This window comes from Streptomyces sp. NPDC037126 (assembly GCF_055605965.1).
In genome coordinates, this window is record NZ_JBVJTD010000003.1 from 267,534 (window position 1) to 279,676 (window position 12,143).

The 12,143-nt window shown below is 75.0% G+C and carries 11 protein-coding genes; 6 read left to right on the forward strand and 5 right to left on the reverse strand.

Features of this window, described 5'->3' with window-relative positions; translation table 11 throughout:
• Positions 1 to 57: 57 nt before the first annotated feature.
• Both ACZ7FF_RS09865 and ACZ7FF_RS09870 read right to left on the reverse strand, forming a co-directional pair.
• On the reverse strand, positions 58 to 321 hold the full coding sequence (locus tag ACZ7FF_RS09865; RefSeq protein WP_470810927.1) for a DUF397 domain-containing protein: 264 nt from the start codon (positions 319 to 321) through the stop codon (positions 58 to 60).
• Entirely contained in the window at positions 281 to 1,129 is an 849-nt protein-coding gene (locus ACZ7FF_RS09870) for a helix-turn-helix domain-containing protein (protein ID WP_470810929.1), read from the reverse strand. The genes ACZ7FF_RS09865 and ACZ7FF_RS09870 overlap by 41 nt, the downstream gene beginning before the upstream one ends.
• 97 nt (positions 1,130 to 1,226) lie before the next feature.
• Between ACZ7FF_RS09870 and ACZ7FF_RS09875 the strand changes: the two genes are divergently transcribed.
• Positions 1,227 to 2,468: an amidohydrolase gene (locus tag ACZ7FF_RS09875; RefSeq protein ID WP_470810930.1), complete on the forward strand. Its 1,242-nt coding sequence runs from the start codon at positions 1,227 to 1,229 to the stop codon at positions 2,466 to 2,468.
• A gap of 3 nt (positions 2,469 to 2,471) precedes the next feature.
• Here ACZ7FF_RS09875 and ACZ7FF_RS09880 read toward each other — a convergent pair whose 3' ends face one another.
• Both ACZ7FF_RS09880 and ACZ7FF_RS09885 read right to left on the reverse strand, forming a co-directional pair.
• Positions 2,472 to 3,530, reverse strand: coding sequence for a hypothetical protein (locus ACZ7FF_RS09880; protein WP_470810932.1), 1,059 nt, complete (start codon positions 3,528 to 3,530; stop codon positions 2,472 to 2,474).
• Positions 3,531 to 3,615: 85 nt separating this feature from the next.
• Positions 3,616 to 4,788, reverse strand: a complete 1,173-nt coding sequence (locus ACZ7FF_RS09885; RefSeq protein ID WP_470811448.1) for a PP2C family protein-serine/threonine phosphatase — start codon at positions 4,786 to 4,788, stop codon at positions 3,616 to 3,618.
• A gap of 154 nt (positions 4,789 to 4,942) precedes the next feature.
• Between ACZ7FF_RS09885 and ACZ7FF_RS09890 the strand changes: the two genes are divergently transcribed.
• Positions 4,943 to 5,392, forward strand: a complete 450-nt coding sequence (locus tag ACZ7FF_RS09890; protein ID WP_470810934.1) for a hypothetical protein — start codon at positions 4,943 to 4,945, stop codon at positions 5,390 to 5,392.
• A gap of 151 nt (positions 5,393 to 5,543) precedes the next feature.
• A complete protein-coding gene (locus ACZ7FF_RS09895) occupies positions 5,544 to 6,479 on the forward strand; it encodes a hypothetical protein (RefSeq protein ID WP_470810935.1) in 936 nt (311 codons plus the stop codon).
• On the opposite strand, the gene ACZ7FF_RS09900 is transcribed toward ACZ7FF_RS09895, so the two are convergent.
• Positions 6,367 to 7,725, reverse strand: a complete 1,359-nt coding sequence (locus ACZ7FF_RS09900; protein ID WP_470810937.1) for an aminotransferase-like domain-containing protein — start codon at positions 7,723 to 7,725, stop codon at positions 6,367 to 6,369. The two genes, ACZ7FF_RS09895 and ACZ7FF_RS09900, sit on opposite strands and share 113 nt — an antisense overlap.
• Positions 7,726 to 7,813: 88 nt before the next feature.
• Here ACZ7FF_RS09900 and ACZ7FF_RS09905 point away from each other — a divergent pair, with 88 nt between their 5' ends.
• From ACZ7FF_RS09905 to ACZ7FF_RS09915, 3 genes are all read left to right on the forward strand, one after another.
• Positions 7,814 to 8,599, forward strand: coding sequence for an alpha/beta fold hydrolase (locus tag ACZ7FF_RS09905; RefSeq protein ID WP_470810938.1), 786 nt, complete (start codon positions 7,814 to 7,816; stop codon positions 8,597 to 8,599).
• Positions 8,600 to 9,183: 584 nt separating this feature from the next.
• Entirely contained in the window at positions 9,184 to 10,140 is a 957-nt protein-coding gene (locus ACZ7FF_RS09910; protein ID WP_470810940.1) for an endonuclease/exonuclease/phosphatase family protein, read from the forward strand.
• 38 nt (positions 10,141 to 10,178) lie between these two features.
• Entirely contained in the window at positions 10,179 to 12,122 is a 1,944-nt protein-coding gene (locus tag ACZ7FF_RS09915) for an FUSC family protein (RefSeq protein ID WP_470810942.1), read from the forward strand.
• The last annotated feature ends 21 nt before the right edge of the window (positions 12,123 to 12,143 follow it).

Genomic DNA, 12,143 nt, shown 5'->3' on the forward strand with positions numbered 1-12,143 from the left:
CCACACACGTCGCGGCGCCGGCCGTGTCGGCTCACCGCTGAGGGGCCCGTCCGGGGATCACGAGAAGGCCCGCACGAACGCGGTCCACGCCTGCGGCGCGACGGCGAAGTGCGCGGAGTCGGGGTCCTTGGAGTCACGAACGGTTACGAGGGCGGGGAGTTCGGCGACCTCGATGCAATCACCTCCGGTGGTGCCGCTGTACGAAGACTTCCGCCATGCGGCGGTGCCGAGTGTGGCGCACTCGACGCATTCACCGCCGTTGGGGCCGCTGTAGCTGGACTTACGCCACCGCGCGGCCTTGAGCTGCTTGCTGGTGTCCATAGCGTTCCTCCATCACGCGGGCGACCAGTTCGGCCGAGTCCTCCGGCGAGAGGGCGGTGGCCTGCAAGCGAGCGTAACCGACCGAACGCTCCCTGATTACTTGCGGATTGGCCGTCATGTGGCCCTGGTCGTAGCTCTCGCAATAGAAGAGGTCGGGGTGGTCGCCGAAGCGGAGGACCGTGAACGAGCCCAGCATCCCGGTATGCGCACCCGTGGAGTACGGCAGCACTTGGACATGCAGCCAGGGGTCGTCCCGGAAGTCCAACAGCTGCGCGAGTTGCCCGCGCATGACCTCCTGATCGCCGACCATCCGATACAGCACCGACTCGTCCAGCACCACCCACAACGCAGGGACCTCCGCACGGTGCAGGATGCGCTGCCGCTCCAGACGCGCCGCGACCATCTCCTCCACCCGGTCCGGGTAGTCCACCTTCAGCAGCGCAGCCGCGTACGCCTCCGTCTGAAGCAACCCGTAAACCAGTTGGCACTGATACGTCGAGATGTACGCCGCCTTCGCCTCCATGTCGGCGTACGGCTGGAACCACGTAGGCAACTGGCTCCGTAACACCAGCCCCACCAGACGCGTAAAGACCCCGTCCGTCAGCAGCGCGGCGTCCACGCGCTCGGCGAACTCCCTCGTCGGGACCTTGAGCGTCGTCTCGATCTGGCCGATCAGCGAGCCCGTGCAGAAGACGATCGCGCCGAGTTCCTTCTGCGTCAGCCCCGCCTCCTCCCGCTTTCTGCGCAGTTCGTAGCCGAAGTAGTCCAACGGAGAGGCGCTGGGGTCGAGTTCGCGGATGTGGGCCATGCCGTACGGCACCTCCTCGTGAGCGAGATGTCACCCAGGGTAATCGGACGATCGCGCCGGGGTCCCCGAAACCGCGAAACAGACCTACGCTGCGCCCATGACCTCAGCCGCCGCGCGTACCGCCCTGGACCTGACCTCCGACCTCCCCGTCACGGACCTGGAGGGGCTCTACCGCGACCTGCACCGGCATCCCGAGCTGTCCCTGCGCGAGCACCGCACCGCCGGGAAGCTGGCCGGTCTCCTGAAGGAGGCCGGGTTCGAGACGGCCGAGGGCGTCGGCGGCACCGGCGTCGTGGGCCGGCTGCGCACCGGCGACGGCCCCACCGTGCTGCTGCGCGCCGACATGGACGCGCTGCCCGTGCGGGAGGCGACCGGGCTGCCGTACGCCTCCGAGGCAGACGGGGTGATGCACGCGTGCGGACACGACCTGCACGTCACCTGGCTGGCCGGGGCCGCCGCGGCGCTGGCCGCCGGCCGGGACACCTGGCGGGGCACCCTGTTGGTGGTGGGCCAGCCCGCCGAGGAGACCGGGCAGGGCGCCGGGAGGATGATCGGGGACGGGCTGTACGAGCGGTTCGGGCGGCCGGACGTCCTGCTCGGGCAGCACGCGGCGCCCGGACCGGCGGGGCTCTACCCGCACGTGCCGGGTCTGATCATGTCCGCCTCGACGGAGGTGGACATCGTGGTCCACGGCCGGGGCGGGCACGGTTCGCGCCCGGAGGCCACCGTGGACCCGGTGGTGACCGCCGCCTACCTGGTCACCCGGCTGCAGACGGTGGTCTCGCGGGAGATCGCCGCGGGCGAGTCCGCGGTGCTCACGGTGGGCCGCATCGAGGCGGGCACCCGGCACAACATCATCCCGGACGAGGCGCGCGTCGCGCTGAACCTGCGCACCCAGTCCGAGGCGGTCAGGCAGCGGATGCTGGACGCGATCCGGCGCATCGCGCGGGGCGAGTGCCTGGCCGCGGGCTGCCCGCGGGAGCCCGCGGTGAGCGTCGGCAGCACCTTCCCGATGACCGTGAACGACGCCGGCACCGACGCCACGGTGGCCGCCGTGCACAGCGAGGTGTTCGGCGCGGGCACGGTGTTCGACCCGGGCCCCGCGATGGGCAGCGAGGACTTCCCGGAGCTGGCGCTCGGCTCGATCCCGTACTCGTACTGGTTCGTCACCACCACCCCCGGCGCGGTGTGGGAGCAGGCGCCCGGCGACTCCCTGCCGGAGAAGCTCGCCGGCGTGCCGAGCAACCACAGCCCGCGCTTCGCGCCCGACCTGTCGGTGATCGCCCCGGGGGTGCGCACCCTGGTCTCGGGCGCCCTGGCGATGCTGCCGGCGGCCTGAGCCCTACGGCGCCGCCTGGAGCTGGCGCAGGTGCCGCTGGACGTTCTCCAGCGCGCCCTGCCGCCGGCCGGGCACGCGGAGCCTCAACTCCGCGAGCGAGGAGCCCAGTTCACGGGCGCGGGCCGGGTCCCCGATGCGGCCCCACTGGTGGTGGGCGCGGTCCACGGCGGACTCCACGGCGGGTGCGTCGGCCGGCTGCCCCGCGGCCAGCCGCACCCCGGCGACCCGCAGCCACGCCTGGCAGCTGCGCACCGTGTCCCCGGCGAACATCGCGAGGTCGGCCCGCACCTCGGCCCAGTGCAGCGCGTCCTCCGAGGCGGGGCCGAGGGTGCGCACGGCGGCCTCCTCGTGGCGGGCGGCCAGCGCGTCGGCCTCGGCGTGGCGGCCGGAGCGGACGGCGGCGCTGATGGCGTCGTGCGGGTCGGCGCCCTGCCCGGGCGGCGGGGCCAGCAGGATGTTCGTGGCCGCCTCGTCCGCGATCCGGGCCAGCGCCTGCCCGTGCAACTCCTCCAGGGGCGGCCGGTGCCCGCTGCGCAGCAGCGTCGCCACGGTCTTCATGTACGTCGGCTCGGCGAGCCCGCGCCGGCCGTTCGGGGGTGCGATGCGGCCGTAGACCGCCGCGGTGCGGCCCGAGTCGAGCGGCCGCTCGGCCAGTTGCCGCCACACCTCCGCGTCCGCGTGCAGATCGACCACCAGGGCGGTCTGCCCGGCCGGGCGCAGCCGCAGCTCCTCGCGGATCCAGTGCCAGGGCAGCGCGGTGTAGCGGACGGTGGCCGCGGTGGTGCGGGCCAGCGCCAGGTGCGGCAGCCGCTGGCGGCGGTCCAGGTGCAGCTGGCCGGTGAGGTACACGGTGAGCGGGCCGGGCGCGGCCGCGGCGGCCCGCAGCCGGGTGAGCACGGCCTGCGGCTCCAGCGGGTCCGCGAGTTCGACGACGTTCGCGGTGCCGGTGCCGGAGAGCACGGCGGGGGCGACCGCGGCCAGCACCGGCAGCACACCGGCCGCGTCCACCAGGCGTCCCCGGCCCAGCGGCGAGGCCGCGAGCAGCAGCACGGTTCCGGGCATCGGCCCTCCCCCTGTCGACCCGCGGACCCCCCGTGGATCCGCTCTCCCGTCAGCACCGTAGTCGCTGCGAGCGCGAACCCGCGCCTCAGGACGGCGAACGTCCCCGTTCGGGGGCCTCGCCCGGCCGCCGGGCCGGCTCCCGGCCCGCACGGATCCGCCGTACCGCGAACACGGTGGTGTCGTCGTCCAGCCGGCCGCCGCTGTGCCGCAGCACCCCGTCGCGCACGCGCCGCACCAGACGGCGCGGTTCGCTGCGGCGCGGGTCGGCGGCGACCATGCGGGCCACCTCGCGGGCCACCTCGTAGAAGTCGCCGGCGCCGTCGCGGGCCTCGGTCACCCCGTCGGTGACCAGCAGCAGGGTCTCGTCGTCGGCCAGCGTCACCCGGTGCACCGGCGGGAGCCCGCCGACGAGGTCGCCGAGCCCGAGCGGCAGCCCGTCCCCGCAGGGCAGTTCGCGCACCCCGTGCGCGCCGACCGCGAACGGGGGCTCATGGCCGAAGTTGACGAGGTCGATCATCGCGGGAAGGTCGTCGGGGAAGGCGATCAGCACGGCCGTGGCGAAGCGGTCGCCCTCGTCGCGGCCCAGCGCGGTCATGTCGTGGCGGTGCCGGCGCATCCGGCTCTCCAGCCGGTCGGCGACGGCCACCAGGTCGCCCTCGTGGTAGCCGGCCTCGCGGAAGGTGCCGAGCAGCGCGGCGGCCGCCTCCACGGCGCCCAGGCCTTTGCCCTGCACGTCCCCGACGAGCAGCCGGGTGCCGTGGGGGCCGGGCTGGATGTCGTAGAAGTCGCCCCCCACCCGGGCGTCCACGTCGGCGGCGAGATAGACGCCCGCGTGTTCCAGACCGCCCCAGCGCGGCGGGAGCGGGCGCAGCACGGTGCGCCGGGTGGTCTCGGCGATGTCGCGGATGTGCAGCATCTGGGCTTCGTGGCGCATCCGCACGGTCGAGGCCAGCGTGGCCAGGAAGCCGCCGAGGGCGACCAGGACGAAGTCGGCGGGACCGGCCTTGTACTGGGCGGGCCAGAGCGCGTCGACGAGTATGTACGCCAGTACCGCCAGCACGCTGTAGACGGCCGTCGCCCACACCGAGCAGATCGCGGCGGCGATGCCGGGGACCAGGACGATCCAGGAGATCATCCGGAACTTCTCCCCGGTGTAGTAGTCCACCAGCACGATGCCGACGAGCAGCAGCAGCGGCAGCAGCCAGGCGATGCTCCGGCCGCCGACCACCAGCGGCCGGCGCCGCCGCCCGTAGTCCATCTCCGTCACGGCGGCCGGCTCTCCATGTCCCCCAGAGAAACACGGGGGCGAACCGCCCGCATCCGGGCACCCGTCACTCTCCCGGCCGACTTGCCAGGCCTCGCCCCCAGGTGTGCCCTGGAACCCGGGGGCGAGGAGAGAGAGGAGTGCTGTCATGGCTCAAGCGGCACCCGCGTCACGGGCCCCGGCCCTCGCCGGCCCGCGTCCGCCCGACGTCTTCAGCGAACGGTCCCACTCGATCGGCAGGTGGGCGGTGCCCGCGGTGCTCGGCCTGGTCTACGGGTACTGGGCCGCGTCCAACGTCCGTTACGGCGGGCCCATCACCGGCTGGAACCTGGTGTTCGGCTTCCTCACGGCCCTCGTGTTCTTCGCCGTGTACTGGGCCCTGGAGACCTTCGCCAAGCGGATGAAGCGCGAGCTGCGCGCGGCGCTGTGGGCGGCCTTCACCGGCATCGCGGTCGGTTTCCTGTACAGCCTGAGCGGCCGCGGCCACACCTGGCAGGCGTCCACGGTCCTGGCGCTGGCGATCGCCGTGCCCACGTTCTTCGTGGTGTTCTACCGCTACTACACGCACGAGGACGCGGCCGGACACCGCATCCGCTGACGCACGCGCGGGCCCCGGCCGGTCCTGCCGGGGCCCGCGACTCCCCGTGCCGGGAGGCACCCGTCCGGCCGTACGCGCCGCCCGGCCGGCCGGTCCCCCGAACGGCTCCGCTCCACTCGCGTCCGCGCCCCGCGGGCCGTTGCCTGAAGGGGTGCCACCACGCCTCAGGAGTGCCCTCTCGGCCGTACTGATCGCCCTGTCCTGCCTGCTCGTGCCCTTCGCGGCGCTGGCGGCCTGGGCGGCGTACGGGCTCACCGACACGGGCCGGTACGTCACCACGATGGCCCCGCTCGCCGCCGACCCGGACGTGCGGGAGGCCGTCGCGGACACCGTCGGTGACGGCATCCTGCAAGAAGTGGACCGGCACCTGGACGTCCGCCCGCTGCGCGGCTCCGTCCGCCCCTTCGTGCACGACGCGGTGCGCTCCTTCACCCAGACCCAGGCCTTCCGGCTGGCCTGGGACACCGGCAACCGGGTCACCCACGACGCGGTCCTGCACGCGCTGCGCGACGACCCCGACGACGCGGCCGCCCAGCCCGTCACCGTCGACTTCGCCCCCGTCACCGCCCAGGTCAAACGGCAGCTCACCCGTGACCACATACCGCTCGCCGCGCGCATCCCCGTGGAGCACACCGCCGTCGCGGTGGTTCCGGCGGACGAACTGGCCTCGCTCCGAAAGGGGTTCCACGTGCTCGAAGTCGCCGGGTTCTGGCTGCCGGTGGCGGCCGTGGCCTTCGCCGTCGCCGGGATCGCCCTGGCCGTGCACCGCCGCCGGGCCGTCACCGCCACCGCCCTGGGCACCGCCCTGGGCGGCGCGCTGCTCAGCCTCGCGGTGGCGGCCGGCCGCAGCCTCACCCTCGCCGGCCTGCCCGCGGACGTGCCCCACCCGGCCGCGGGCGCCGTCTACGACGCCCTGACCGGCACCCTGCGCACCGCCTCCTGGCTGCTGCTCGCCCTCGGCCTCGCGGTCGCGCTCACCGCCTGGCTGACCCGGTATCTGCGCCTGGGCCGCCCCGCGCGACGGCGGCGAGGGCGGCAAGAGCCCGCGCCAGCCGCGGCTCAGGAACCGACGCGAGTGCAAGCCTGACCGCGTCCGGGGTGCGGCTGGGACCGACGGAGAAGGCCGTGCCCGGCGTGACGGCGATCCCGTGCGCCCGCGCGGCGGCCGTGAAGGTGTCGGCCCGCCAGGGCGCGGGCAGCTCCCACCAGGCGAAGTAGCCGGCCGGGTCGGACCGCACGGCGAAGCCGGACAGCTGCTCGGCGACCAGCCGCTGCCGCCGCGCCGCGTCCCGCCGCTTGGCGGCCGCCAGCCGGTCCACGGTGCCGTCGGCGAGCCATCGCACGGCCGCCTCCAGCGCGAAGCCGCCCGCGTTCCAGCCGCCGGACCGGATCGCCAGCGCCACCGCCTCGGCGCGCCCGTCCGGCACGGCCACGAAACCGGCGGTGAGGCCGGGCGCGACCCGCTTGGACAGCCCGTCGACGAGGTGCACGAGGTCCGGCGCGAGCGCGGCGAGCGGCGGCGGGCCGCCCGGGTGCAGGAAGGCCCAGACCCGGTCCTCGACCACCGGTATCCCCAGCCTGTGGACGGCGTCGGCCAGCTCCGCCCGCCGGGCGGCGCCGACGGTGCGCGAGGTGGGGTTGTGCAGCGTCGGCTGGAGGTAGAGGGCGGACAGGGGCGCGGTGCGGTGGGCGGCGGCGACCGACTCGGGCCGCGGCCCCTCCTCGTCCGCGGGGAGCGGCACGAGGGTGAGGCCGAGACGGCCCGCGATCTCCTTGACCAGCGGATACGTCAGCGCCTCCACCCCGACCCGGCCGCCGGGCCGCACCAGGGAGGCGAGCGTGGCGGCGATCGCCTGGCGGGCGTTGCCGGTGAACAGGATCCGCGCCGGGCCGGGCCGGGCGCCGTCCCGGGCCAGCAGCGCGGCGACGGCCTCCCGGGCGGCCGGGGTACCCGCGGCGGCGGCCGGCCGCAGCGCGAGGCCCAGCGCGTCCGGCCGCAGCAGCGGCGCGAGGGCCGGGACCAGCAGCTCCTCCTGGCCCGCCACGGAGGGGTAGTTCAGCTCCAGGTTCACCGGCGCGGTACCGGCCGCCTCGGTCAGCGCGTGCCCCGGCTGCCGGTCCGGCTCGGTGGCCCGCACGAACGTGCCGCGCCCGACCTCGCCCACCACCAGCCCCCGGCGCACCAGTTCGCTGTAGACCCGGCCCGCGGTCGAGGGCGCGATCCCGTGGCGGCGGGCGAACGCCCTTTGCGGCGGCAGCCGTTGACCCGGCCTGAGGCGCCCGCCGGTGATGTCGGCGGCGATCCGGTCGGCGATGCCCCGGTAGTCGTCCACAAGTCCCCCTGTCTCCCGGCGCGATGGATTGCACCGAGGGCAAAGATTTTATTGCACCGATCAGTTGGGCCGTCCTAGGGTCGCTCACATGGCACCGTTCCTCGCGTACACGGACAAAAACCCGGAGACCTCCCGCACTCCTCTCCTCCTCGTCCACGGCCACCCCTTCGACCGCACGATGTGGGACCCGCAGCTCGCGCGGTTCGGCGCCGAACGCCGGGTGATCGCCCCCGACCTGCGCGGCTACGGCGCCTCCCCGGTGACCCCCGGCACGGTCCCGCTCTCCCGCCACGCCCAGGACCTGGCGGAACTCCTGGACCGGCTCGGCGTGGACACCTTCGTGCTGGCGGGCCTGTCGATGGGCGGCCAGATCGCCATGGAGTGCCACGACCGCCTCGGCGGCCGGATCCGCGGCCTGGTCCTCGCCGACACCTTCCCCGATCCGGAGACCCCCGAGGGCGGACGGGGCCGCAACGCGACGGCCGACCGGCTGCTCGCCGAGGGCATGCGGGGCTACGCCGACGAGGTGCTGGAGCGCATGGTCGCGCCGTACGCCCGCCCCGACGTCAAGGCCCATGTGCACCGCATGATGACGGCCACCGCGCCCGAAGGCGCCGCCGCGGCGCTGCGCGGCCGGGCCGAACGCCCCGACTACCGCGGCCTGCTGACCCGGGTGACCGTGCCCGCGCTCGTCGTGGTCGGCGCGGACGACACCTACACGCCCGTCTCCGACGCCGAGGCCATGCACGCGGCCCTGCCCGACTCCACGCTGCACGTCGTCGAGGGCGCGGCCCATCTGCCCAACCTGGAGCGGCCCGAGGAGTTCAACCGGGTGCTCGGGGATTTCCTGGCGCGCGTGGACGACGGCTCGTAGGCTCGGCCCCGTGAACCGACGCGCTGGTCACCACCCCGGCCCATGACCCGACCCCTGGCCCCCGGGCACCGGCCCCTCACCCGGCAGCCGCATCACAGCCAACGACCCCTGTCCGGACGCCCGGACCGCAGCCACCGGCCACGGACCCGGCAGCCGTGTCGCAGCCACCGGCCGTCGACCCGACACCCGCATCGAAGCCACCGGCCGCTGACCCGACGTCCGGATCACACGCACCCGCCCCTGCACCAGCGCCCGCGCACGACCACGGCGACGCACCGGACCCAGGCGGAGCCCACGAGCCGCCACCCGGGCCGCGGGCTCCAGCCCTTGACCCGACACCCGGACCGCACACACCGGCCCATGACCCGCCCCCTGGACCGCAGCCACCGCCCGCCGCCCCGACCCCCGGATCACACGCACCCGCCCCTGCACCGGCACCCGGACCACGCGCACCGGCCCCTGCCCCGGCAGGCGAGTCGTAGGCCTTGTTCTCTGGTCCGGCGGCCCGGGCGCGGGCGTCCGGGCGTGATCGCCGTCGTCGTCCGGGCGTGGGCGGGGCGGTGTCACGGACTCGGGCGGAGGCCATGAGCCGGACGCCCGGACGCAGGCTCGGCGCCTGGTGCGCCGGGCTGCTGCTGGCCGGGGTGAGCGTGCTCGTCGGCTGCCGGGCCGCCGGCACCGACGGCATCACCCCCGTCCCCCAGCTGCTCGCCTTCCTGCCCTGGCTGCTGGCCCCCACCGCCTTCGCCCTGCTGTGCGCGCTGCTCGCCCGCTGGTGGACCGGACTGGTGTGGGGGATCGCCGTACTCGGCCTGCTCGCCTGGTACCTGGACCCCTACGGCAGGGTCGGCGAACCCGCCGGCCCGCCCCTCGCCTCCCTTCGCGTGATGACCTCGAACGTCGAGTTCGGCCGCGGCACCCCCGCGCTGGTCCCGCTGATCCGCGACCGGCGTCCGGACCTGGTCTTCGTGGAGGAGTGCGAGTACACCTGCCAGGCCACCCTGGAACGCGACTTCGCGGCCGTCTACCCCTACCGCCAGGCGGTGCGCGCGGCCGGATCCCACGGCTCCCTCATCCTCAGCCGCTTCCCCCTGAAGCCGACCGCCGGTGTCCCCGGCACCATGGGCATGCCCGGCGCCGTCGCCGACGTCCACGGCCACGCCGTACGGCTGCAGCTCGCCCACCCCATGCCCCCGCTGCCCGGCCAGGTCGCCCTGTGGCAACGCGAACTGGGCCGGCTGCGCGCCTTCGCCGCCGCCGGCCCGCACACCCCGACCCTCCTCGCCGGCGACTTCAACGCCACCCAGGACCACGCGGCCTTCCGCCGCATCCTGGACACCGGCCTGACCGACGCCGCCCGCCTCGCCGGGCACGACCGCACCCCCTCCTGGCCCGCACGCACCGCCTCCGTCATCGGCGCCCAGATCGACCACGTACTGCTCTCCCCGGACTTCGGCGCCACCGGCGCCCACTTCCTGCGCGTGACCGGCAGCGACCACCGCGCGCTCGTCGTGGACTTGACGCTCTACCGGCGGGGATGACCCCAGGTCGGCGGGGGCCAACCGGTCATAATGGGCGCATGTCCCGAGAGTTCCCCATCGGCCTCACCCCTCCCGACTGGCTGGTGCGGAACCTCCAACCCCAGCGGGCACCGCTCAACCGGCCGGCCATGACCCGGGCCGCCGTCGGGCTGGCACTCCCCCTGGCCGTGGGCCTGGCCACCGGCCGCCCCGCCTACGGCGCCCTCGCCTCCATGGGCGCCCTGTCCGGCGTCATCGGCGACACCGCCGACGCCTACCGCATGCGCATCCTCAACATCGCCGTGCCCCAGCTCTTCGGCGCGGTCGGCGTCACCCTGGGCGCGCTGGCGTACGGGCACGGGTGGTACGCGGTGGCCGTGGTGACCGGGGTGGCCCTGGTCTCCGGGATGATCTCCACGATCGGCGCGGTGGCCTCGGTCTCCGGCCTGCTGCTCCTGCTCAACTGCGTGGTCGGCGCGGGCCTTCCGCTGCCCCGCCCCTGGTGGCTGGCCCCGGCCCTGATGACCGGCGGCGGCCTGCTGATCCTCCTGCTGGCGCTGCTGGCGTGGCCGTTGCGCTCCGGCGTCCCCGAACGCTCCGCGGTGGCCGCCGCCTACCGCACGGTCGCGGCCCTCCTGTCCGTCTCCGGCACGGACCGCACCGAGGAGTACGACGAGGCCCGCCGGGCCGTCACCCATTCCCTGAACCAGTCCTACGACCTGATCCTGGGCCGGCGCGCCCGCGAGCACGGGCGCAGCCCCGAACTCACCCGCATGCTCGCCCAGTTGAACGCCATCACCCCGGTGGTCGAGGCGGCCCCCGCAGCCCATCTCTCGGGCCGCCCGCTGCCCGGGCAGTTCCCCGCCGCCCTCCACCACCTGGCCCACGCCGTCGAGACGGGCTACACCGGCCCGATAGCCCTCGACCTGCCCCTGCCCACCACGGAGACGGCCCGCGCGATGGACCACGCCCTGCGCCACACCGCCGAGGTGGTGTCCGCCCCCGACGTGGACCCCCGGGGCATCGACGACCGCCTGGGCCGCCCGGCCGCCCTGGGCATCCGCACCGCCCGCGCCACCCGCAACGTCGTCCTGTCGGCGAACTCCTGGCGCTACGGCCTCCGACTCGCCCTGTGCATCGCCATCGCCCAGTCCCTGGTGTCCCTGGTCCCGGTCCCCCGCTCCTACTGGGTGGCCCTCACCATCACCTTCGTCCTCAAACCCGACTTCGGCTCGGTCTTCTCCCGCGCCCTGCTGCGCGCCCTGGGCACGGTGGCCGGTCTGGTGATCGCCGCGGTGGTCCTCGCGGAGGTCCCGCTCGGCTGGGGCGTCGTCGTCGCGCTGCTGGTCCTCGGTCCCCTGATCCCGGCGCTCACCCCGCGCGGCTACGGCTACCAGACGATGGCGATCACACCGGTGATCCTCCTGCTGTCGGACATCCTCAACCGCCAGGGCACGGCCCTGCTGCTGCCCCGGCTGGCCGACTCGCTGCTGGGCTGCGCGATCGCCCTGGTCGCGGGCTACCTGCTGTGGCCGGAGAGCTGGCACACCCGTGTCGGCGACCGGCTGGCCGACGCGGTGGCGGACACGGCGACCTATGTGGAGACGGCGTTCGGCACCGGCCAGGACCCGGCGGGCCGGGCCCGTATGCGCCGCCGCCTCTACCGCGACCTCTCCGTCATCCGCACCGAGTTCCAGCGGGCCCTGACCGAGCCGCCGCCGACCGGCCGCCGCGCCGCCGCGTGGTGGCCCCTGGTCGTCGCGGTCGAACGCATCGTCGACGCCACGACCGCGGCCCGCGTGCGCGTCCGGCACGGGGCGGCCGCGCCGTCGGCCGCCGAGATCGCCCAAGTCGCCCTGCAACTGCGCGAACTGTCCGAGGGCGTCCGCAGCGCGGAGACCCTGACCCCGGTCCGCACCGACCTCACCGGACCCGCGGGCAGCGTCCTCGAACCCCTCCGCCAGGAGGTGGCCACGGCCCGCTCGATCGCGTCCCCGCACTGACCGATCCCGGGGCCGCTAACC

Excerpts from the sequence above, each read along its gene's own strand:
- ACZ7FF_RS09865 (WP_470810927.1), bottom strand. The coding sequence starts at position 321 with ATGGACACCAGCAAGCAGCTCAAGGCCGCGCGGTGGCGTAAGTCCAGC.
- ACZ7FF_RS09870 (WP_470810929.1), bottom strand. The coding sequence starts at position 1,129 with ATGGCCCACATCCGCGAACTCGACCCCAGCGCCTCTCCGTTGGACTAC.
- ACZ7FF_RS09875 (WP_470810930.1), top strand. The coding sequence starts at position 1,227 with ATGACCTCAGCCGCCGCGCGTACCGCCCTGGACCTGACCTCCGACCTC.
- ACZ7FF_RS09880 (WP_470810932.1), bottom strand. The coding sequence starts at position 3,530 with ATGCCCGGAACCGTGCTGCTGCTCGCGGCCTCGCCGCTGGGCCGGGGA.
- ACZ7FF_RS09885 (WP_470811448.1), bottom strand. The coding sequence starts at position 4,788 with ATGGACTACGGGCGGCGGCGCCGGCCGCTGGTGGTCGGCGGCCGGAGC.
- ACZ7FF_RS09890 (WP_470810934.1), top strand. The coding sequence starts at position 4,943 with ATGGCTCAAGCGGCACCCGCGTCACGGGCCCCGGCCCTCGCCGGCCCG.
- ACZ7FF_RS09905 (WP_470810938.1), top strand. The coding sequence starts at position 7,814 with ATGGCACCGTTCCTCGCGTACACGGACAAAAACCCGGAGACCTCCCGC.
- ACZ7FF_RS09910 (WP_470810940.1), top strand. The coding sequence starts at position 9,184 with ATGAGCCGGACGCCCGGACGCAGGCTCGGCGCCTGGTGCGCCGGGCTG.
- ACZ7FF_RS09915 (WP_470810942.1), top strand. The coding sequence starts at position 10,179 with ATGTCCCGAGAGTTCCCCATCGGCCTCACCCCTCCCGACTGGCTGGTG.